Origin of the sequence: Pseudomonas sp. MG-9 (assembly GCF_018729515.1) — a bacterium.
GTDB lineage: Bacteria > Pseudomonadota > Gammaproteobacteria > Pseudomonadales > Pseudomonadaceae > Aquipseudomonas > Aquipseudomonas serboccidentalis.
In genome coordinates this window covers 399,283-421,833 of the sequence record NZ_JAHHZH010000006.1, presented here as the reverse complement: position 1 = coordinate 421,833, position 22,551 = coordinate 399,283, and the positions used below count along the sequence as shown (strand labels likewise).

Annotated in this window: 8 protein-coding genes and 2 pseudogenes; 3 read left to right on the top strand and 7 right to left on the bottom strand. The window is 59.1% G+C overall.

The features are described 5' to 3' along the window. The first annotated feature begins 8 nt into the window (after positions 1-8). Positions 9-1,964 (top strand): DUF1302 domain-containing protein, encoded by a 1,956-nt coding sequence (locus KKQ10_RS18395; protein WP_215501900.1) that lies wholly within the window; start codon positions 9-11, stop codon positions 1,962-1,964. A 163-nt stretch (positions 1,965-2,127) separates the two neighbouring features. After that, a complete protein-coding gene (locus tag KKQ10_RS18390; protein WP_215501899.1) occupies positions 2,128-3,501 on the top strand; it encodes a DUF1329 domain-containing protein in 1,374 nt (457 codons plus the stop codon). A 62-nt stretch (positions 3,502-3,563) separates the two neighbouring features. Here the strand turns inward: KKQ10_RS18390 and KKQ10_RS18385 are convergent, their stop codons facing one another. The 6 genes and pseudogenes from KKQ10_RS18385 to KKQ10_RS28810 all read right to left on the bottom strand — a co-directional run. Next, complete coding sequence (locus tag KKQ10_RS18385) at positions 3,564-6,398, bottom strand: RHS repeat domain-containing protein (RefSeq protein WP_215501898.1); 2,835 nt, start codon at positions 6,396-6,398, stop codon at positions 3,564-3,566. After that, a complete protein-coding gene (locus tag KKQ10_RS18380) occupies positions 6,395-10,879 on the bottom strand; it encodes a SpvB/TcaC N-terminal domain-containing protein (RefSeq protein WP_252191657.1) in 4,485 nt (1,494 codons plus the stop codon). Before KKQ10_RS18380 ends, KKQ10_RS18385 begins: the two co-directional genes overlap by 4 nt. Next, positions 10,876-15,414 (bottom strand): Tc toxin subunit A-related protein, encoded by a 4,539-nt coding sequence (locus KKQ10_RS18375; RefSeq protein ID WP_215501897.1) that lies wholly within the window; start codon positions 15,412-15,414, stop codon positions 10,876-10,878. The genes KKQ10_RS18380 and KKQ10_RS18375 overlap by 4 nt, the downstream gene beginning before the upstream one ends. A gap of 29 nt (positions 15,415-15,443) precedes the next feature. Next, positions 15,444-18,008 (bottom strand): Tc toxin subunit A, encoded by a 2,565-nt coding sequence (locus tag KKQ10_RS18370; protein WP_215501896.1) that lies wholly within the window; start codon positions 18,006-18,008, stop codon positions 15,444-15,446. 166 nt (positions 18,009-18,174) lie between these two features. Continuing rightward, a pseudogene (locus KKQ10_RS28815) lies at positions 18,175-18,771 on the bottom strand (methyl-accepting chemotaxis protein); the annotation flags it as partial. A gap of 261 nt (positions 18,772-19,032) precedes the next feature. Further along, positions 19,033-20,061: pseudogene (locus KKQ10_RS28810) on the bottom strand (methyl-accepting chemotaxis protein); the annotation flags it as partial. Between the two features lie 287 nt (positions 20,062-20,348). Here KKQ10_RS28810 and pmrG point away from each other — a divergent pair. Further along, a complete protein-coding gene (gene pmrG, locus KKQ10_RS18360; RefSeq protein WP_215501894.1) occupies positions 20,349-21,020 on the top strand; it encodes a lipopolysaccharide core heptose(II)-phosphate phosphatase PmrG in 672 nt (223 codons plus the stop codon). 76 nt (positions 21,021-21,096) lie between these two features. Here the strand turns inward: pmrG and KKQ10_RS18355 are convergent, their stop codons facing one another. Further along, positions 21,097-22,536 (bottom strand): ArnT family glycosyltransferase, encoded by a 1,440-nt coding sequence (locus tag KKQ10_RS18355; RefSeq protein WP_215501893.1) that lies wholly within the window; start codon positions 22,534-22,536, stop codon positions 21,097-21,099. Between the last annotated feature and the right edge of the window lie 15 nt (positions 22,537-22,551).

Below are 22,551 nucleotides of genomic sequence, written 5' to 3'. Positions count from 1 at the left end.
AACAGATCATGAAAGCTCGATTTCGCCTGTCTGGCGTAGCGCTCCCCGGCGTCGGTCTGGCAGGGCTGCTGCAACTGTGCGCCGTCGATGGTGTGCAGGCCAAGGAGTTCAGTGTGCTGGACAATCAGGTCACCGGCTCGATCGACACGACCTTGTCCTATGGCCGTTTGTGGCGGGTGCAGGGTCGCGACAAGAACAACGATGACGTCAACACCAACGACGGCAATCGCAACTTCGACACCGGGCTGGTTTCCGAGGTGTACAAGATCACCTCGGAGCTGGAAGCCAACTATCAGAACTACGGGATGTTCCTGCGCGGCACCGCGTTCTACGACACCCAACTGATGGACAAGCGCAACGATTACTACCGCAACAACAACCCGTCGCAGCCGAGCCAGAGCTACCCGCAGGACGACCGCTTCACCCGCCAGACCCGCGACATCGCCGGCAGCCGGATCGAGATGCTCGATGCCTATGTCTACGGCAACTGGGACGTGGCGCAGATGCCGGTGACCGCCCGGCTCGGGCGTCAGGTGTTCAACTGGGGCGAGGGGATTTTCTATCGTGGCGGGATCAACACCACCAACCCGGTGGACGCCGCCAAGTACCGGTTGCCGGGCGCCGAGGTCAAGGAAGTGCTGATGCCGGTGGAGGCCGTGAGCTTCAACATCGGCCTCACGGATTCGCTGACGATGGAAAGCTTCTACCAGACTAACTGGAAGGAAACCCGCATCGACCCGGTCGGCACCTTCTATTCGCAGACCGACCTGTTCGCCGATGGCGGCAACACCGGTTACAACAACTTCAGCGGCACGGCGCTCGACACCCCGGTGCCGGGCTTCGGCAACGTCATCGGCCTGTACAGCGCGCTGGGCAACAACCCGTTGCTCGGCCCGGCGTTGAAAAGCACCGGCCTCTACGCCAACGGCGTGACCCCGGCCTACGGCAATACGCTGAAAGTGGCGTCGATCGGCAAGGACTACAACGCGCGCAACGACGGGCAGTTCGGCTTTGCCTTCCGCTACATCGCCGAAGAACTCAACAGCACCGAGTTCGGCCTGTACATGGTCAACTACCACGCCAAGGAACCGACCATCGCCGCTGACCTCGGTGGCTACAAGGGCATCGACATGAATGCCCTGACCAACATGCTCTCCAGCGTGGCCGGCAGTCAGGCCGGGGCACTGGCCAACGGTCTGGCCACCGCCGATGTGATGGGCAGCATCCAGGCGCATCGGCGTTATGCCGAAGACATCCGCATGTACGGTTTCAGCTTCAACACCACCTTGGGCCAGGCCTCGGTATTCGGCGAAATTGCCTATCGGCCGAACCTGCCGATTGGTGTGGCCGCCACCAACGATTTGATCGGCGACCTGGCTAACGGTGCTGCGACTGCAGTGACCGGCAAAGCGATCAACGTCGGCGGGCAGATGGTCACCCTCGACAGCGAGATCAACAACGCCGAACGCGTCGAGGCGTTCAATACTTCGTTGGGCAGCATCTACAACTTCGGCCCGACGCTGTCGTTCGACTCGATGTTCGGCATCTTCGAACTGGCCTCCGAGCACCTGCGCGGCAGCAGCCTGCAATACACCGCCTACGACGGCAGCACGCGGTATTACGCCGGCACCGGCAACACTTCTTATGTGTCCGGCGGTGATCGTGACGATCAGGTCAACCGCAATTCCTACAGCTACACGGTGATGTTCAACGGCACCTGGAACGACGTGTACGCCGGGGTCAACGTTTCGCCCTACGTCGTCTACAAGGACGACTTCAAGGGCAACAGTTATCAGGCCGGCAACGCCATCGAAGGGCGCAAGGCCTACACCCTGGGGATCAAGGCCAACTACCAGAACAAGCTCGAGGCCGAGGTGCAATACACCAACTTCTGGGGCGGCGGGCAGAACAACGGCATTCGCGACCGCGACAACGTCGGGTTCAACCTCAAGTACTTCCTTTGATAGCCAGAACACAGGCGCACCCCTTGTAGGAGTGAGCCTGCTCGCGATAGCGGATTTTCAGTCGCAGTAGAGGTTGTCTGACACACCGCTATCGCGAGCAGGCTCACTCCTACAACGGACTTTCGGTGATTTTCAGACCTCACTCCCATCTCGGAGATCGATCATGTTTTACTCATCACGATTCAGCAAAACCATGCTGGCGCTTGTTCTGGGCCTGACCGCTGGCAGCGCACTCGCCGCCATCACCCCGCAACAAGCCGAACAACTGAAAACCACCCTCACGCCCATGGGCGCCGAGCGTGCGGGCAACGCCGCCGGCTCCATCCCGGCCTGGACCGGTGGCATCACCCAGGCGCCGGCCGGCTACAAACCGGGGCAACATCACCCGGACCCGTACGCCGCGGACAAGCCGCTGTTCACCATCACCAAGGCCAATCTGGAGCAGTACAAGGCGCACCTGAGTCCCGGGCAGATCGCGCTGTTCAACAGCTACCCCGACACGTTCCAGATGCCGGTCTATCCGTCGCGTCGTTCGGGGTCGGCGCCGCAGTGGCTGTATGACAACACCTTGAAGAACGCGACCTCGGCCAAGCTGCTGGAGGGTGGCAGCGGATTCGCCGATGCCTACGGCGGTGTGCCGTTCCCGGTGCCCAAGGATGGCGTCGAGGTGTTGTGGAACCACATCACCCGTTATCGCGGCATCTACGTGGTGCGCCGCGCGTCCGAAGCCCCGGTGCAGCGCAACGGCAGCTTTGCGCTGCTCACCTCGCAGCAGGAAGCGCTGTTCAATTTCTACCGTCCGGGCGGGCAGTACGCTGACCTGAAAAACATCCTGTTCTACTACCTCGCCTTCGTGAAAAGTCCGGCGCGGCTGGCCGGCGGTGCGGCGCTGGTGCACGAGATGCTCGACCAGCTCAAGGATCCGCGTCAGGCCTGGGTCTACGACGCCGGCCAACGCCGCGTGCGCCGTGCGCCGAACCTTGCGTATGACACGCCGATCGCCTCGTCCGATGGCCTGCGCACCGCCGACGACACCGACCTGTTCAATGGCTCGCCAGACCGCTACGACTGGACGCTCAAGGGCAAGCAGGAAATCTATATCCCCTACAACAATTACAAGGTCGGCAGCCCCGATGTGAAGTACGCGCAACTGCTCACCCCGGGCCATCTCAACCCGCAGTTCACCCGCTATGAGCTGCACCGCGTGTGGGTGGTCGAAGGCAACCTCAAGCCGGGCGCGCGGCATATCTATTCCAAACGTGTGCTGTTTCTCGACGAGGACAGCTGGGGCGCGGCACTGGTCGATCAATACGACGGGCGAGGGGAGTTGTGGCGGGTGTCGATGGCCTACCTGAAAAACTTCTACGACCTGCCGACCACCTGGAGCGCGCTGGACGTGTTCCACGATTTGCAGGCGCGGCGTTACTACGTGCAGAACCTCGACAACGAAGAAGCCTCCACCGTGGACTTCTCGCAACCGGTGCCGGAAGACGCGTATTTCATGCCGTCGGCGTTGCGCCAACGCGGGACGCGGTGAGGCTGGGCCATGTTCGTGGCGAGCCAGGCCTGTCGTCTCCCGACAGGCCTGGCTCGCGGCCTTCATACGAAGAAACGCCCTTGTGATTTGTTGCGCTCATTGTGTCTGAACAGCAGTTCTCGTCCCCGCTGTATCGTGGCTCGCGAGACGGCGATGTCGCGCTGCAGTGATGTCCGACTGATGAGGTTCGAGCTATCAACGCCCACGGCATCAGCCGCTCGATCAGTGGCTTGTCCCAGTCGCCCCTTGAGCCCTTCGGGGTAGAACTCATCCACGCCCAATGCATCGAATGCAGCGTTGATGGCATGGCTGTCCTGTTCCAGAAAGTCATCGAGTCGGGCCAGTGCGTTGTTCATTCGCTCGATCTTTTGTCCGGGCAGGCCATCCAGCGCTTTAGTGGCCTGGGTGGAGGCTTCGAAGTTGGGAATCCACGCGCCTTTGACCTCCAGCACTTTCGTCAGAAGGAAACCGGTAGCCATCACCGACAGGTTTTTCTGTCCGGTTTCGGATCGGGGGTTCAACGTCACGTCTTTTGCATACTGCAGTTTGGCCGTTACGTTATAGAAGGCGGTTTGTCCTTCATGCTTTATCTCTTCGGGATCCAGCCGTCGGGTTTGAGGGTATAGAGCAACGGTTAGATGGCGGGTCGCTTCGGCTTTTCCTGCCGCAGCATCGATCGACAACGAGGTGGCGACGGTCGCGATGACGGCTCCGCCGGGCCCCGTTGGCAAGGCCAGCAAGCCTGCCCCCAGCGCCAGGATGTGCCTGCCGGCGTTGTAGGCGTAACGTTGAAACAGCCTTTTGATGATGTCCCTTTTTCGCGTGCTGTTGTAAAGCTGGTAGTTCAGCGTGCCGACCCGTTTGTTCACTTCGGACAAAATGCTCGGGTAAGTCGCCAGTTCCTGGCGCAAGCTGGATTCTTCCTTTTGGTTGCCGTGAGGATCGGTGTAGCGCAGCGGATTGTTCCCGACCATGACGTACAGGTTCAGTCCATCAATGACCCCCGCCGGGTCGGGGCTGATCCAGCGTTGCAGCCAGGGGGCGTAATAGCGCGCACCGTAGTAATACAGCCCGCTGGCGTCGCGTTCCTTGCCGCAGTAGCGCAGGGTCCGGTAACGGGCTTGCACCGCAGAGCGGCTTGCGGACCACGCCGTACCGCCAAAGGGAAAGTATTCTTCCTGGCTGATCAGCAAGGCCTGATTGTCCAACTCCAGCGTGCTTGAGCCGAGATGGTCTTCGAGGCTGTATCGCAGCTGATCGGTCTCGATCCCGGCGGGCTGACCTTCACGCCAGTGCAGACACCGAACGGTTCCGCGACCGGTTTGTATGTGGATGGTTTCGAGTCGCTGGCCTGTGCTGCTATTGATTTCAATCCCCGGTAAATAACGCACTTCACGGTCATGAGTTACCGAAGAGGTGTAAGTCGTATGGATCTTTCGTACTCGCTGACCACTGCTGTCGTAGTGGTAACGCTCATGGTCATTTCGGCCATCTTCGCGTTGCACCAGTACGACGCTGCTCAATTGGTTGCGTGGATTCCATTGCAGGCTTTTTCCGGGTTGCAGGTTTTGCAGATTGCCGTTGGCGTCGAAAGTGGCGGCCGCATCGGGCCGGTTGTCCCCCTGATTCCAGGAGAGCATCCGGTTGCTGTCGCCGGCAATGCTCAGGGTTCGGGTGTACTGATGGCCCTCGCGAACATGCTGCAGTTTGATCAGGTTACCGCGGCTGTCGTAGTCGTAGTGTCGGGTGTAGTTGAACAACTGGCTGGCGTCGATCGGGATTGTGGGCGAGGTAGCCAGCTGTAAGGGGGCCAAGTGACTGGCCGCTTCGCGCCCACTGGCACGGGTCAACCGGGAGAGGCTGTCGTAAGTGAAGCGGCTGATGGCTTCGACCTTTTGATTGTTGCCGAACCTGGCGCGTTGAGCTTTGTCTTCGATTTGCATCACGTTGCCGACCGCATCGTACTGGTAATGCAGGTCCTGCAACGTGGTGCCCGATGCCGTGGCTGTCAGTGAGCGCAGCCGGCCGTTGGCCGGGTCGAACGTGGCGTTGCTGATGACGCCATTGCCCGAGGTCTGCGACTCCAGCTGTCCGGCCGCGTTGTAGACGAACGCCTTTGCCAGCGTTATTTCTTCAAGGCTGGCGTTGAGTTTCAGACTGACGGATTTGAGCTGCCCGGCAACGTCGAATGCAAAGCAATGCTGATGGTGTCCCGCATCGGTTTGCCTGATGACCGCACCGTCCGCGTCATAGCGCCAATGGGTCTGGTAGCCGGGGCCTGCCTCGTGCAACAGATTGCGCTGCGCCTGCTCCAGCGGCCAGTCCACGGGGGTCTCGCTGCACAGAAAGTGCCGCGTCTGACGGACAGGTTGCGAGCCGTAGGTGTATTCCTCGATCAGCAGCGTGCCTGCATCATCATCGTGTCTGATCAATTCACCGCACTGGTTGAGTGCTGCGCAGGCAGGCGAGTTGTCGCCGTAACTCAGGCGCTCGATGACACGGGCGGGCTGTTGCGGTGAGGCCTGGGTGATGGAGACCGGGCGTAGCTGGTGATCGAAAGCTGTCTTCCAGTGCCCTCCGAGCGAATCCCATTGCTCAAGCAACTGGCCGGCTTCGCCGGGAAAGCTCAAACGCCAGCCGGCATCGGCACTGTGCAGCCGCAGCACCTGGCCGGAAAAGCTCTTGATGCTGGTCAGCCCGGGGGGTATGGACGTGCTGGTTTGCCCCGCATCCCATTGTTGCGAACAGCGTGCGGCGGTGTCGTGGTGTGATGAAGTGATACGTGCCTGTGCGCGCTCTTCGGCCTTGCATCGGTAATAGTCAATGTGTCGCACGCTCAGCCCGCGGCTATCGATGGCATTGACTGTCGGCGTCCTGGCGTGAATCCCTTTGCTCATGCTGCATCTCCCGTCGAACCCGCCGGAGTGGCTGACATTTCATCGAAAGTGTCGTTCGCGTCTTCTTCGACGGTGTACCAGGGGTGGCGCGTCGTCCTGTGCAGCCAGACTTCACCGTTCGAATTGGCCAGGCGTACCTGAGTCAGGCGATTCAAGGCGTCGTAGTGATGTTCGTCGCAAGTATCCGGGGTGCCCGCAAACGTATGGTCGAGGCCGTGATGCCGGTCGGCAAAAAACGCTCGACAGGTTCGCACCGGCAAACCTTTGTTGTTGTATTCGACGCGCCCGCTGACCTTCCATCGTTGGGGGGCGAAGGCCTCTTTTGTTTTTCCTCCCTCGAGGGACGGCCGGCCCTGCTCGTCGATGACATACGCAGGGCCGGATTCAACTTTCTGTATGTGCTGCAGCGTACGTCCAGATCCGTCGAGGTCCGTCAGGTTCATCCGGATCTGTCGGGGAGCGTCGTCATCGGCAAACCGATCGGCGGACAGGCAAATAATTCGCACAGGTGTCCGGGTCGAGATGAGGAGTTCCCGGTACAGTTTTTCCTCATCGGCATTTCGGCTCTGCGCCGTCGTCAGACGCGATCGGGTCGCTGCGCGGACATGCCCGTCTGGCAGGACGTCCTGACGGGTCACACAGCGCTTGAACCACGCCTTATCCGCCCGGGCTTCGGCGGACAATCGGCCCATCCAGCCACAGGGTGCGTAAAACATCGCGCTGGCCATGCCTTGCAGTGCCTCTTGTGGGTTTTCGATAACGCTGGCCGGATCGCTTGAAACCGGTTGCCGGTACTCGGCGACGGGTTTGAAGCCGATGAGGGTCTGATCTTTTTTCCGATAGAAGCTTCTGACGAGCATCTGGCCAAAGCCATCAAAAATACCTTCCTCGATGTTGCCGTTCGGGTCGGTGATTTGCCTGGGCTGAAAGGTCCGATAGTTGTAAGTGACGTGAGTGCTGCAGCCATCAGGCAATTTGAATTGCGTCGGCAAGCACCAGTAGGCGTCGTAGGTGATTTCGGTGACCCCGACGCTTTTATGCGTCTGCAGGGTTATTGCCCGATAAAAGCCTGCCAGACCTGAATAGGTCTGGAAGCCACTCTTGACCGACCAGACGGTTGAACCTGACGCCGATGACGGCAAGAAAAACGCCATGCGGTGATAACCGCTGGCCTCAAGCATGGTTTTTCCAGGGCGATCTTTTTCCACCAATACATCGAAGGCGCCGAGAGCGTCTTCATCCAGTTCGGCCGATTCGAGATGATCGACCAACGCTTCAAAATGCGCGACACCATCAGCCAGAACCGCGCCTGTCTTGCTGTCGCGATAGCGTTGAGCGGTCATTGAAGTGAGCGCGCGGCCGTTCACCCAGGCGTCTGTCTTGACCCGCTCCAGCAGCTTTTCGAGACTCATGTCTGCCGCCTGCAGCCCGCCATCCAGAGGAACTGCGGAGAACTTCAGCGCGTTCGTTCGCTGTCGCCAGGGCAGAGCTGGACGCCACCCCTGGGACTCTTCCAGATGAATGAACTCGGCCAGTGTCTCGCTCACATAAAAGTGCTGTTGAGCCGGATCATGAGCATCGAGCCACCACTGTTTTTCGTCAGCGTCGGTAAAGGGCGAGGTATCGCCGGTGGTCAGGCGCCGGGCGTAGTGGACCTTGACGCAGTGAGTGACGCAGCCAAAGGTGTCGTGCTGCAGATTGAAGGTATGCACGACTTGCGGGTCGTCGGTGAAACCATCGTACTGATATGACACGGCTTCGCACGCCAGCGGCAGCAGCCTGGCGTGCCGCTGGGGATGCACGGCAGGTTGCAGGACTCGAACGGCGTAGCGGTACTGCTCGACGCGATAGAGTGTCGTGGGGTTGGATTGTGAGTCTGCCCCGAACAGTTCCGTGCGCAACAGACGCCCGCCGAGGGCGCGTGCGAGTTCAGTTTCGCTGCAGGCATTCGCTGCCTCAACGGGTTTGTCGCCGTCGTCGGGGGTATGACGGGTGACTAGCGTCTTGCCGGGTGTCAGGGCATTTTTGTCAGAGCGATCGTACCCGCGATGGGGGGGGACTACCGATTGTCCGGTATGAAACCATTTCTTCAGTAGACAGGGTGCTGTACCGGAGGTCGAATCGGCGTGTTCACCGATTTCCCGATCGGTCTGCACCAGCAGGCCGAAGCCTCGGAACTGACGCTCGATGCCGTCATAGTAGCCCTGCCGATAGCGGAAGCACTGCGTCAGCCGATTGCCGCTGACCTCGTCCAGACGTATCTGCTGCGAAACCAGATGCATGGCAAAGGGCATGTGGCAGACGGGCGTTTGTTCCTCGTCGGGCAGTTGTTCCTTTTCGTCCAGCCACTCTTGTGCCGAGCTGCGATACAGAACCTGTTCGGCAAGCCCCATGTTGTTGTTCGTGCTCGTCAACAAATAAGGTTTCTGCGCGACAAAGTCATAGCGCCAATGCCGGGTTTGACCCTGAGTGACGCTGAAAATCAGGCTCGAACAACCGATACCTTGCAAGTCGGCCACGCTGACCTGGCAGCGACTGTCGTAACGGGTGCCTTGCGGCCAGGGCACCGATACCGGGGGAGCAAAACCGGTGCCGCCACGATTCATGAATATCTGGAGCTGATCTCCCAGCAGATACACCACATCGACGGCGCCAGAACCATCAAGGTCCGCCAGACGCAGCCGCGACGCGTCGAACGTTTCAGCATTCAGGTTCAGGTTGCCCAGTACGATCCCTTTGCCGAAACGCCCACGGCCCAGGTTTGGCCAGCACTTCACCTCGTTGGGGCGAATGCGTAACAGGTGTTGTTGACCACTGCCGAGCACATCGCTGAATGCCACCAGTTCTGACAATGAGGCGCTGATCACTGGCAATTCGTCATCGTCGTCGCCGCGGAGCACGTCCAGCGGCGGAGCAAAACCTTGCGCTCGTCGATTGGCATACAGACGCACGCTGCGGTGGCCGATCAGGGCGAAGTCATTCAGGCCGTTGCCCATCACATCGGCCAGTTGCCCCTGAGGGCTTGAAAACTCTAAGGGAAACGCATCAAACGGGACGAATCCTGACCAGCCGCGACCCGGTTGCAGCGACATGAAACCCGCAATCCCGTGCTCTACGATCAGCCAGTCCAGTCGACCGTCACCTGTCAGGTCGCACAGGGACATTCGCCCGCGTTCTGCATTGTGGCGGTCGGGTAATCGCGGCAGAGAATGCCACTGAGCGTAAGCCACTTCATCGCTTGTACCCTTGACCCGACAAGGCTCGCGGTAGTGCCAGTCCTCCTCGGCGCAATAGAGGATGCCAGGCATTCCCTCGCCATACAGGTCAAGCAGTTGATAGTGCTGCCCGTCGTTGAGCCCGTGCATATGAGCAAACGGTTGCCAGGCTTGCGCCGGATCAGGACATTTGAATTCGCTGTAGCCGAATTCGACCGGTGGGCGGCTGTCGATCCTGGCGGATTCGTCGAAGGCCTGGTCGTGGGCGGCGCTGAGTTGCTGGTAGCCGAGCGGCGATTGGCGATACTCCAGCAACAGGCGCCTGACCAGCGTCGGATCAGTGCCGGTTTCTTCGGGAAAATGGTGATACATCAATACCTGTCGGCACAGGTGTCGGGTGTCTGACTGGAAGCCAAAGACAAAACTTGAAAACGTGTCGCTACGTTCCGGCCAGGCCTTTTGCACAGGAACGGGTTTCTCGGTCAGACGGGTACTCAAGACGCCGTAATCGAACAGCAACTCGAAATGCCACTGCACATCAGCGGTGCCTGAGGTTGCCCATGCATATAAGTTCGCCTGAGCCTCGAAGTTGCCGTAGTGGATACGCCGCAAATAGCACTGGCCATGCCGGGTCTCGTACTGATAGCGAATGTGCTCGCCATGGGCATTCATGCTTTCTTCCAGCAACCACTCGCCGACCCGTTCTGGCTGTTGCGGGTCTGACCGTCGGGCGTCGGCACTTTTTCCATACAGGTGAAGGCTGCCGTCGGCACCGTGGACCAGCCAGAATCCAGGCGTGTCTTGATTTGAACTCCAGTGCTCGATTCGATCAAACGTGCTTTCCACGCGCGGGAAGTGGCGCACGACGCTGTAGGTGTTTGCGAGCTGAAGATCCTTGTAGGCATCGACAGTTTGGCGAATCACGTTCCCTTTGGTATCGCGTTCGGGCATCCAGAGATCGTCGCCCGGCCCGGCGATTTCATCGTCGGGTTCATAGGCCGGTACGCCGTTGCTGGTACGACGAGCGACGGTGGGCAATGAAATGCCCCAGCCAATGCCGAAGACGCCGTTGCCGGCATTGCTTGCATAATTCAGGGAGAGTGCGGGAGAGAAACCGCGACCGGGAGAAATCGGCAAGGCAATCTCATAGCCAGCCGTACCGTGAGTACCGAGCTCTGCGAGACCCTTGCCGATACTTTGAATGGCACCGCCCCCCTTGGGCAGCGACGGGGCGGAAAAGGCCATTGGCTTTTGCGTGGTCTTCATGCCGCACCTGCCCGAGCGGTGTAGCAGAGGTGCACGATGATGTCGTTCAGCGAAGTCAGCAGTTGCTGCTGGGCCTGCGGGTTCGGGAAGGTCAGACGCCATGTGGAAATCGCGCCGGTGTATTCGAAAGGCAGATAACGTTCATCGTTGAAGTTCAACGTGAACATGCCGCTGTCATCGACACCGCCGGACAACGCAATCTGCTGATTGGCACGCCGGCCCTCGATGATCTGCGGCGCCATGGTTGTGTCCAGATGTACCTGGCTTGAGGTCTGGGTCAGCGTCGCGCGAACGTTCTCATAGGGGCCGAGCACTGCCGGCAAGGAGATACTGAGGGTCTTGATGCGGCGCAAATAATGACTCTGGCCCTTGTAGTCGCTGTCAAACATGGCTTGCGTCAGTTCGAAATCACACACTCCCGATTTCAGGCTCTTCGCAATCTCGTCCCACACCTTGTTCGTTGTACTGTTGCTGTCCTGTTGCTTGAGCGTACGCAACGACAGGGTCTTGCGAATTTCCAGGTCGCGCTGATGACGCTGCACGTAGGCGGACTGCATGTGCAGCAGGCTCATTTTCAACTGTTCTCCAGCGCCAAAGCCGCGGCAGGATGCGTTCCAGACACCACGCTGGAAAAAACCAGTATCGAAGTCGGCGGTTTCGTAACGCCAACAGGCTTCCGTTTCCTGGCACAGCGCAAGTGTCGCGTCGAAGGCCTGGAAGAACATCGCGCTGAACTGGCTGTTCAGCCATTGGTACATTTGCGCGTTGCTGAAGCGCTTGCCGAGAAACTCGTGTACCGCGCGGGCCTGACTCAGGGTCGTTTCCGCCTGACGCAATTGCAGACGGGTGCCGGTTTCGACTTCACCCAGATATTGCAGTTGTTTGTCGATCTGGGAAATTTCCAGTTCTGCTTGTTCACGAGCCAGCAGCCACTCTTCCCGGCGGCGCTGGAACTGGGCGGATCGATCCCGTTGACCGGCCTGTGTCCGTGCATTCGAGGCGCCGGCCTGCATGAGCGCGCTGGCGGCGTGCGCCGTCCCTTCAAAACGACAGCCGCCAAAGCTTGTACCGGCGATGTTGGGCAGCAACATGATGCCCCCTGCAACAGCTTGAGAGGCCGAGGCCAGTTCTTCGAAGGTGCCACTTTGCAGATACAGTTCACCGGCGGCGGATTCGTGCGCGTTGACGTTTTGCTCGAGCAACTGGCGGTAATGCTCCAGGCGTTTCTGCACGATGGCTTTACTGGCCAGCAACGCTTCTCTGTTCGCCCGGTCGGCCTGCAGTGTCTGGTTGTGCAGATCAACAGCCGTACCTGCCAGACGCCACAACTGCTCTTGCTGCATTTCCTGCAATTGGGCCTGCTCCCTGCGTTCAATCAATGAGAGCAACATGGCTCCGGACTGAATGACGGTCTCCACGGCGTTCAACGCCTGGCCATACATGGCACTGAAGCGATAGTGGGGGATCTGCACCGCTTGCCTGCCGGTTTTGTCGTTGACTGCGCTGGCGTAGGCGCGCACCGTCAGCAAGCCCCGAGGATCGCTGGGGGGCGCATAGAGGGGCAGGTGCAGAGGCCGTCCGGCGATGTCGAGGTTATGCCGCAGGTTATGCAAGCGACTCTCGACGATATCCCAACGTCGGAGCAGATGTGGATGGAAAGGGATGCGCCAACGCGGGTTGTCAACCGAGGGGGTAGAGGCCGAGGGGATGTCTTCAGTAGGCTGGATTTCATTGCCCGCCACGTTGTCCAGAAGACTTTCGAAGCGGCGCAGTTTTGCGTTGCCGGCCAGACTGAGTTTTGGCAGTGAAACCGGCTTCCATTGGTCGACCAGCTCGACCGCAGGACGCTGCCCGAGTAGCTCCAGGGTCTGCATGTACCAGAGTTTGGCTTGGGCGAGGCTGTCGGGCGTCCGCTCGCGAAATGCGCTGTCACCTCGATTGATCAGAATATCCAGATACAGGAAATACAGCGCCTTGCGAAAGTGTACGGGGTGGCTGAGGGCAATCTGATGAGGGTCGTGCGGCGCTTGAACCGAGTAGGTGGCAGAGGCGTGCGCGTCGAGTAATGGAATCGCGCGCCAGCAATCGGCAAGTCGGTGCCGAGGCGAAAAAACATGGCCCAGCCAACGATGTGCTGCGTCGTATTGCTCTTCGGCGTTCAGCCGATGAGCGACCAGCCACGGCAGGTAAAGAAACAATTCGGTGAAATAACGGCCATAGGGTCCATGGAAGTCGAGAGTCTGGCGTGTCTCGTCGTTTATCGCCGGCTCCGACAGCTGTTGAGTGTCGAGGGAGAACAGCTCATCGAGGCTGTTTTCGCTGCGTTTGATCAGTTCGGCGGCAAACGTGGTCGTCAGTCTTATCGGCTGACGCGCTTGCTGGTCGTCGTCGCTTCTGGCGATCGCAGAGCCGGAGAAGTCGATGTATTGCGCACCGTTCAGGTCCGGCGTGGTTTTGATTGCCGGCGGAATGTTCTTTGTGGTGTTTTCCGTGAGCTCTATGGTTTTGCAAATGAAGACCGGGAAACCGTCTTCTGTATCAAGCGAGCTAACCTTGAACCCATAAAAGATGAATGCTGGTTTCGAAGTGAGCTGCGATGTTTTCCAGCTGTAGTTGAAACTGGATTGGCCCGAGAGGGGCGGCGGGATGGCTTTGATAGTTTCGGTGAAATCTGAGGGTGTGTCTGTCGAGGACTCGGCAACGACGAATTCCACGTTCAGTCTGCTGCTGCGCAAGGTCGTATGTGCAGGGGCGCCGACAATGCGCGCCTCGCGGTCGCGACTGTAAATGACTACCTGTCCGGGGTTGTTACGGTCGGCGAAGCCAATCAACGCCTTCAAGGCGAGTGTCGAAATAAGCTTGTTCTCAAGATCTCCATCGTTTGCAAAGGTAAAGTTCAGTGAGTTGATTCGATCTTTGAGCGCGAACCTGAGGTTGGTGCTTTCGGTATCGTTTACTTCCCAAGCCCTTTCTAACGCCAGCACATAGAGGGCTCCCGAGATGAGCTGGGGATGTTTGAGGCTCGAGCCACGAAGCAAAGGCATAAACGGTGTGCTGGGTAGAGTGTGGGGAATAACCAGCGTCAGGTCTGCATCTGCGAATTTGATGCTGAGTGTTCTTGATGTCAGCCCCAATATTTCCTCTGGAAGAGCGGCGAATCGAAAGTCCAGATTGAGGCTGTCCTCCACGAACTGTTCCTTGGGTAACAGGATATGATTCCGCAGTTTTCTGATCTGCGACGATGCCCCAGGCGACAGGTAGGTTGCGCTGTAGTTGACTTTGAACTTGTCAGACGCGCGCGTTGTATGTTGAAAAAGTCGCGAGTCAGTCTTCTCGGTGAATTTTTTTATTTGACTGGTCAGGAACAGCTTCTGCTGTGTGTTTTCGGTCTGACTGAGGTCGAGGTAAATGGAGAGGTTTTTATCCATATACCTGTCCGTGCGCAGGACGTGCGTCACGTTATTGTTGTTGCCTGCTTTGACCTGCAGGGAAATGAACAGGAAGTCCTGATTGTTTTCCTTGTGATTGATCGCAACGGTGTCTGTCAGTTTTTTTAGCGAAGCGGGGGACTTGTCCACGAGACTGCCAATCTCGATGTGATCCTCTATGGGAGTTCGCACTGCGCTCCAATTGCCGTCGTGGCGGCGGAAGCAGAAGTTCAGACGCGCCAGTGGGTTTTGGGGTGTTGTGGCGCTGTTACCGGATAACGACGCCCCGGCCTGCGCCGAGTTCTGAAAGATCAGCTCAGCCCAGACAATAAACAGACGATTGTTGAACCACACCGGGCGGATGGTGTGCTCAATGGCATTTTCAGGGATCGGAATGTCAGCTTTCTGCCATTGCGACCAGGCATAAGGGACCGGTTGATCCTGTTTGGGTTGAGGTGCGGTGGGTGTCGAAGAATCCATGACGAGTGGCCGTGCAGCCATGTTCAACGAACACCAGAAATAACTGTTTTCCGAGCGGGATTTGCCAACGAGGTAATAGGTACTCTCGGCAAATGTTTCGCCGTCGATGTAACCATTGAGAATGTTCAGGTTGGTGATGGCTTCGAACCGGGTGAGATAGGCCAGTACGCAAGCCTGCACGGCGTCGGGTTGAATCCGGTTCTGGCTGAGGTCGTTTTCCAGTTGCCGGAAGTTATCGCTCTTGTTGGTTCTCAGGTCCGGGTTCAGGTACGTCGAAGGGAAACACTCCAGGCGCTGATGAGCGGCCCATGTCGAGTACTGGTGCAACTCGTCTTGCCATGCCCGAGTGAGTTCCGGCATCGATGCCACTGAGTCATAGCCGGGTTCCAGATTCATCAGAATCCGGTTGATGTACTGTTGCAGACTGGAAGTTGCACACGCGACCGCAGTCGTGGGTACATCTCGGCTGATCAGTACATCCAGCAACCAGTAATCGTAGAGATCCTGCGCAGTCTTGATGTCGAGGTTTGCGGCGGTGGCGTCGCTGGCTATTACGTGGTGCAGGCAGTAAGCGAGCATGGCATCACGCAGGCTTTCATCAAGCTGCTGCTTGAGAGCAATGGTCATATTCGGTCCTTGAATATAGAGGGAGAATCTCAGTGGCGGGCAGCGATCAATGCTGCGCCCACCGTGTGCCAATCCGTTGCAGGGCTATCGGACGTCAATGCGCAGGCCTTGATCAAGGTTGCTGCCGACAGACCGGTGGCGTTGCAGCACGCCTGACAGCGCATGACCCAGTCCAGTACCGCCATCGACATCACGTCCCTGGCGTCCGAGGCATTTATCAGTACCGTAACTTGATCGGCAGTCCAGTCGAGCAACCGCGCCAGCATCTGGTCGAGTTCAGCCGGTGAGAGGTTTTGCTCGGTTTGATGGGCGAGCTGAAGGAAGTGCAGAAGACTCTCTTCGGACTGTCCCCTGGTATGGACCCAATGGCTGACGCTTTCGAGCAAGTAAACGTTTTGCAGGGTCAGCGTCGGCGTATTACCGGATGCCAGCCACTCGGGCTTGTCCAGTAACCGGGTGAGGGTGCGGCCGCTCAGTTGCAGATCACGGCAGGCAATGGCCGCGCGAAGAATATCGAGCAACCAGTCTGGCATTGCACCACCGGAGACGGGGGACTTGAGGTTCTGCCAAACCTGAGCATGGGTAGTCCCTGCCAGCTTCAGTACGCAGGGCAAGTGCGAGGCGGGCACTTCCGTCATTTCATACAGAAGGTTCTCCAGCAGCCGTACTTGCTGCGCTGCATTGGCGTCGGCCTGGTGCGCGATAGAGCTCAGGCGATCTTGCAACGACTGATCGAACGTCCAGTCGCCTGGCGCAGGATCCAGCACTCGCTGGATTGATGGAACGTCGTGCCGGGTATGTTTGAACCACTCGACAGCCCAGTCCAGGGCCATCAACACATCCAGGATGTCGATGTTTGCCGCGGGCGTTGCAGACAGGGTCCCGTGAACCAGCAACGTGTAGAACGTTTCCCCACCGATGAGCTTCGCCAACGATGTGCACTCCCTGGGCGACAAGCCGAACATCCTTGCAATCCGCGCCTGACGATAGAGTGATGAGATCGAGGGCAAGTCCTGCTTGAGCGTGGGGAAACAGGTTCGGGTCTGCTGTATCAGCGCCATCAATTCGTCCTGCGTCAATGCCAGCCCCGCGCTCAGTTGGCTGTAGATCACCTGCGAACTGGCGTCCACGTTGTCCAATGACCTGGAAGAAGACGCTTGCAACGAATTGATGAATATCGCGCTGTGGTTGAAAACCTGATCAAACAACGGCATTCGTTCACCGCAGGCCTGGGTCGGCATGTCGTGCAAAAAAGCGGCGAACTCCTCTGGAGCAATCGGATAACGCTGCGCCAGGTACCGATAGACGCCCAGAGTGCGCAGGGTGTTCTGGTTGAGCACCCGCGAAACATTGCCTTCCGAACGCATGGCATTGACGATCAGGGTGTCGAGTTCAGCGAAGGGAGTGGCCACCCAGCGCTGCAGTCGGATCATGCGCTGCAGGCGATCAAGGCGTGGCTTTGAGCCGTCACTCAACAGCAGCTCGCCGTCTTTGCCTTTCGTGATTGTCAGGCGAGTGCCTGACGAATCCCCGTTGATGTATGCCGTGGCGTAAGTAGCCGCAGGATTCGTTTCATGGCGCGATTGGCAAGGGCTGTGTTTGCCTCGGGCCAACAGTTGGTCAAGTTGGTCATTTGTGAGCCCTGTTTTTGATTTGAAAGTCTTTACCTCTTCCAGCCCCGCGAGCTGACTGACGCCAAATGCTTTTTTCAACGCCGCATCGTCAGTATCGGAGGCGAGCGGTTTGAGCAATATTTTCTGCTGCTCGGGGCTCAGGCCGCAGAGCATTTCTTGCGCGTGCAGTCGCGACTTTTCAATGTAACCGTATTGGATTTTATCCGGTGAAAACGGCAGGGCCGGACTGATGAGGTAGTTCAAGGCACCCAGCGCGGGTTTGTCCACGCCCAGGCCGGCAAGGCATTGTTGATGATGGATGTCGTAAGGTAGCGAGAATGGGTAATGCGCGCTGGCCAGGGCCTGATGGAGGCTGGTTCTTTCAGCCTGATGGCTCAGGTAGGTCTCGATGTTTTTGCTCAACACATTATTGACGATGTTGAGCATCGGCTGTGCCACGAACGCGCTCTGATGATCCATCAGCAGGGTCTGGATATCCGGACGTCGTTTATCCAGCGTGATCCTGTCTGTCTGTATGGAGGTGTTCTCCAGCTGTCCGGCAAACAGATAAAGGGCGTTGAGATAGGCAACGGGTGAGTCGATGGCCGCGACATCGCCTTCTTCACAGAATTGCTTCCAGTTTTCCTTGAACAGGTTCTGGTAGGTCACAGCTGATGTCGAGCCGGCAGCAGAACTGCGGCGCTCACGGCCCTTTGCACTGTCGGATGATATTTGCCGCTGTTGATACAGACGCCCGACCTGCCGGGCGTGATTGCAGGCACGGTGATAAATGCGCTCGGCATCGCTGGCGTTGTACAGCACACATTCGCGGATGAACTGCTCTTTGCTGCGGCGCACAATGTCGAAGACTGAGGTTATTTTCAGGTCTTGCATCGCCAGCTCGAAATCGATTCTGGCGTCTTGTGTACTGCCCCTGAAATCAATCAGTCGCTGCAGGTGTGAAGGTTTCGAAACATCCATGTCTTACCAATCTCCTGTGGGTGAGCAGGAGTTGATCTTATCGACGGCTATCGAAGCGGAGCAGTAGGGAGACGGCTGGATGGGTGTACGAAATGTCGATTGATGGGGGGCAACACAATCGCGGGCAAGCCCGCGACTGGTTTGATGTTTCAGCGCTGAACGAGTGTCAGACGCGGAAGTGGCTGACCATCTGCTGCAACTGACCACCCAGGCGCGCCAGTTCAACGCTGGACGCGGCGGTCTCGTCACTGGCCGCAGCGGTCTGTTCCGATACGTCGCGCACATTGATGATGCTGCGGCTGATTTCTTCGGCCACAGCGCTCTGCTGTTCGGCAGCGGCGGCGATCTGCTGGTTCATCGACTGGATGTTCGACACCGTGCGGGTGATGTTTTCCAGGGAGTCGCCAGCCTTGCGGGTCAGGGCCACGCTGCTGTCGGTCAGGGCGCGGCTGTTGTTCATCACGGCAGCCACTTGCTGGGTGCCGTTCTGCAGACCGGCGACCAGGCCTTCGATTTCTTCGGTGGATTTCTGTGTGCGCTGGGCCAGGCCGCGGACTTCGTCGGCGACCACGGCAAAACCACGACCGGCTTCACCGGCGCGCGCCGCTTCAATGGCTGCGTTGAGCGCCAGCAGGTTGGTCTGTTCGGCCACGGCCTTGATCACGTCCATGACGCTGCCGATCTTGTCGCTTTCCTGTTGCAGCACGCTCATGGCTTCGGTGGAACGCACCACTTCGCTGGCCAGACGCTCGATCTGCGCGATGGCTTCATTCACCACCTTGTCGCCTTCACGGGCTTCGCCGTCAGCGGCGGCAGCGGCTTGCGAGGCTTCCTCGGCGTTGCGCGCGACTTCCTGCACGGTGGCAGTCATCTCGTGCATGGCGGTGGCGACCTGATCGGTCTCGACCTTCTGGCTGTTCACGCCGGCGCTGGTCTGCTCGGTCACGGCCGAGAGTTCTTCGGCAGCGCTGGCGATCTGGGTGACGCCGTCGCGGATGCCGCTGATCAGGTCGCGCAGGGTGACGCCCATGCGTGCGATGCCTTGTTGCAGCACGCCGAGTTCGTCGCGGCGGGTGACCGTCACGTTCTGGGTCAGGTCGCCGCTGGCAATACGCTCGACCACGGCCAGGGTGTCTTGCAGCGGACGGGTGATTTGACGGGTGATGATCACCGCGGCAATCACACCAACCAACAGCGCCAGCAGGGTGCTGATCAACTGGAAAGTACGCGCCTGAGCGCTCTCGATGTCGCGGCGGTCGAGCTGGATCTGGTACAGCTGCTCACTCGTGGTGACGATGGCGGCGCCCTGATCGGTCATCTCCTTACGCGCCTGCACCGCTTCGCTGTTGGCGTTTTTGTACGCCTGCAACGCGCTGCGGTAGTTGGTCAGGGCGGTTTCCAACTGACGCAGGGCGTCTTGTTGGGTCGCGGCGAAATGCACGTTCAGTTGCTTGAGGCTGGCAATCGCCACGTCCAGCTGACGGACGGCTTTCTGCTCGGTTTCAGCATTGGTGGTGGCGGTGTAGCCGCGCACTTCATAGCGGGCCAGGATGAACGCTTCCTTGGCCTCGGTGATGGCCTGGAACTGCTCGAAACGCTGTTCGCTCATGTCCATCTGCTGCACGCGCTTGCTGATCGTTTCGATCAGGCCGTAGGCGGTATCGGCGTTGGTGCCCATCACGTCGCGCGCGCTGTTACCGGTGCGGTAGGCGTTGCGCATCTTGTTCAGCGACGCCTGGTATTCGGCGATGGTCGCCGCCTGCTCCTTGAGCAGTTTGACGTTTTCCGGGCTCTTGAACTTGTTGATCAGCGCCTGTTGTTGCGCGGCAAAGCTTTCGAGGGTGGTCTGCACGTTCTGCGCGGCGGTTTCGTCGCCGTTGGTCAGCATGTATTGCAGGCGAACCACGCGCAGCTTGGTCAGGCCGGCGTTGAGCTGGGTGATGTCGCTCATCCAGTTGCTGCGGTCGATCAGACCGCCAAGGCTGGTCCAGCCGGTCAGAGCCAGTACGCAGGTCAGGGCCAGGACCAGGCCGAAGCCCAGACCCAATTTCATGTTCACGCTGATGTTGCCGAACCAGCTATTCATCACAATTCCTCCAGGAACGTAGAGCTACTTGATCGTCGGTCAGGCTGGAAGATTGTTGTTTTTTGAGCCAGCAAGGGTGTTAACAGGTCTGTATCGGCCGCAAACACGAGAGCTGAAAGGATTTTGTCCCGCGGAATTTGTAACAAGGGCTGTTAAAGACTTTTTTCACATACGTTTCACCGACCACTTACGCGCTCTTTTCTACCCTCGCCGCATCGTATTGACTGTGATGCATGCCGACGAGGCGGCCCGATGTGGAATTGAGACTGAGTCTGTTCGGCGTCAAACGCTCGTTCTCCCTGAGCGGGTTGGCCCGATATCGCAACACCTGGGTCGTGCTCGGCGCCTTGCTGCTGGTGATTCCGCTGACCCTGTGGCTGCTCGCCCCGGCGGCGGTGCCGGACCTGGCCCATGGCAATGTGTCCGGTGCCCGGGCGCTGGCGGCCGGGTGGGCCAAGGGCGACATGATTGTGCTGGTGCGTCACGTCGAGCGCTGCGACCACTCCCCGGCGCCGTGCCTGAGCGGCGATGATGGCATTACTGACCGTTCGCGCAGTATTGCGGTCAGTGTCGGTGCGCAATTCGAGCATCTGGGCCTGAACCACGCCGATATCTATAACAGCCCGATGCTGCGCACCGTGCAGACCGCCGGTTACATGTTCAACCGTGCGGCCACCGGCGAAGACTGGCTGATCAGCTGCAAGGACCGCATATTGCAGGAAGCGCTGGCGCACAAGCTTCCGGGGCGCAATCTGATCCTGGTGACCCACAGCGAATGCATGGCGGAGCTGGAAAAGGACTTGAATGTACCGGTTTCGGCCCCTGGCTACGGCTCCTCGCTGTTCGTCTCCGCCGCGAATAAGGCGGACCCGCGCATACTTGGCTTTATCGAAGCCTCCGACTGGCACTCAGTGACCACCCGATGAACCGACATTTCCATAGCGTCAGCACAAACAAAACCCGCCAGTGATGGCGGGTTTTTTTTGTCTGGCGCGACGGGCGTCAGTAGCCGACGAAGTAGTACGCCTGTCGCCCGACCATCATGGTCTTGAGCACTTTGAGCGGCGCGACGGGTTCGCTGTCTGCCGAGATCACCGCGACGTTCGAGGGCGACGCGCTGAGGAAGTCGTGCAGTTGCGCGTCGGTATCCAGCCCTTTGAGCACACGTTGGGTGTAGAACACGCTGGCGCCGCCGACCCGCTCATTGGCCTGGAACAGCGCGACCTGTTGGCCGTTGGCTTGCAGGGTCTGAATGTGCTCGGTCAGCGGCAGGAACGACAGTTCTTTATCGGCGTTGGGCAAGGCCCACTGAGCGGCGCCCAGGTAGCTGCCGATCACCACCGTGAGCAGGCCAGCGGCAATCGCCTGACGATGACGGGCGACTTTTCCTATAAAGCGGCTGGCGTTTTCATGCGCCCGCAAGCGATCAAACAACACCCGCGCGTACTCGGCAGCGATCACGGCGGCGGCCGGGGTCATCGACATCAGGTACACCGTGCGCTTGCTGGAGGCCAGGGTCAGCATGATGAACTGCGCCACGATCCACAGGCTGAAAAACAACAGGTAACGGTTGGTCTTCAGTTCCTTGCGCAAATGCCACAGCCCTAGATACACGAGGATATTCCACGGCAGGAACGCTTCCGGCAGTTTGGCCAGGTAGTAATAGAACGGCTCGTAATGCCCCGCCTCGACGAATGAGCCGCTGAAGCGACCGACGCTGTTGGTCAGCAGCACTTCCGCGACGGCGTGCGAACCGCCGCGCTGATAGAGCACGGCGAGCCAGATCAGCAGCGGAATCAGACCCACCGCCGTGAGCAGGCCGGGACGCAGCCAGGCGCCGATCTTCAGGCGTTTGTCGATCAGGTTATCGGCCAGCAGGTAGGCGAAAATCACCACCCCCGGCATCGCCAGCCCGAGTACGCCCTTGCTCAACGTGGCAATCGCGATGCCGGCGATAAACAGCAGCGAACTGCTTGGCGTCGAAGCCCGTTGCGCCTGAAAAAACGCCAGCAACGCCATGCTCACACCGAGGGCGAGCAAAGCATCTTCGCCGACCCCGCGCACGTTGCTCCAGTAACTGGCCATGGTCGCCAGCAGAATCCCCGCCGTCCAGGCGACCGCTTTCGGCCGTCCGAAGCGGCGCAACATACCGTACAGCAGCATTATGCTGAGCAGCCCGGCCACCGCGGACGCCAGCCGCACCGCCCACGGCGAAACGCCGAACACGCGCATGGCGCCGGCGTCCAGCCACAGGCTCAGCGGCGGTTTTTCCAGAAACGGCTCGCCGAACAGGCGCGGCGTCACCCAGTCATCGTCCAGGTGCATCTCCATGGCGATCCCGGCCACGCGAGCCTCGGTGGAGCCTTGCAACTGGTGGTTACCCAAGGCGAAAAAAAACAGCAGGGCGGCAAGTAAAAACAAAGAAGTGGCGGCACGCGACATGGAATTCAGGCAACC

What these genes read in the sequence shown, in the direction of transcription:
- KKQ10_RS18385 (WP_215501898.1), bottom strand. Translation starts at nt 6,398, where the DNA reads ATGAGCAAAGGGATTCACGCCAGGACGCCGACAGTCAATGCCATCGAT.
- KKQ10_RS18370 (WP_215501896.1), bottom strand. Translation starts at nt 18,008, where the DNA reads ATGGATGTTTCGAAACCTTCACACCTGCAGCGACTGATTGATTTCAGG.
- KKQ10_RS18395 (WP_215501900.1), top strand. Translation starts at nt 9, where the DNA reads ATGAAAGCTCGATTTCGCCTGTCTGGCGTAGCGCTCCCCGGCGTCGGT.
- KKQ10_RS18375 (WP_215501897.1), bottom strand. Translation starts at nt 15,414, where the DNA reads ATGACCATTGCTCTCAAGCAGCAGCTTGATGAAAGCCTGCGTGATGCC.
- KKQ10_RS18355 (WP_215501893.1), bottom strand. Translation starts at nt 22,536, where the DNA reads ATGTCGCGTGCCGCCACTTCTTTGTTTTTACTTGCCGCCCTGCTGTTT.
- KKQ10_RS18390 (WP_215501899.1), top strand. Translation starts at nt 2,128, where the DNA reads ATGTTTTACTCATCACGATTCAGCAAAACCATGCTGGCGCTTGTTCTG.
- KKQ10_RS18380 (WP_252191657.1), bottom strand. Translation starts at nt 10,879, where the DNA reads ATGAAGACCACGCAAAAGCCAATGGCCTTTTCCGCCCCGTCGCTGCCC.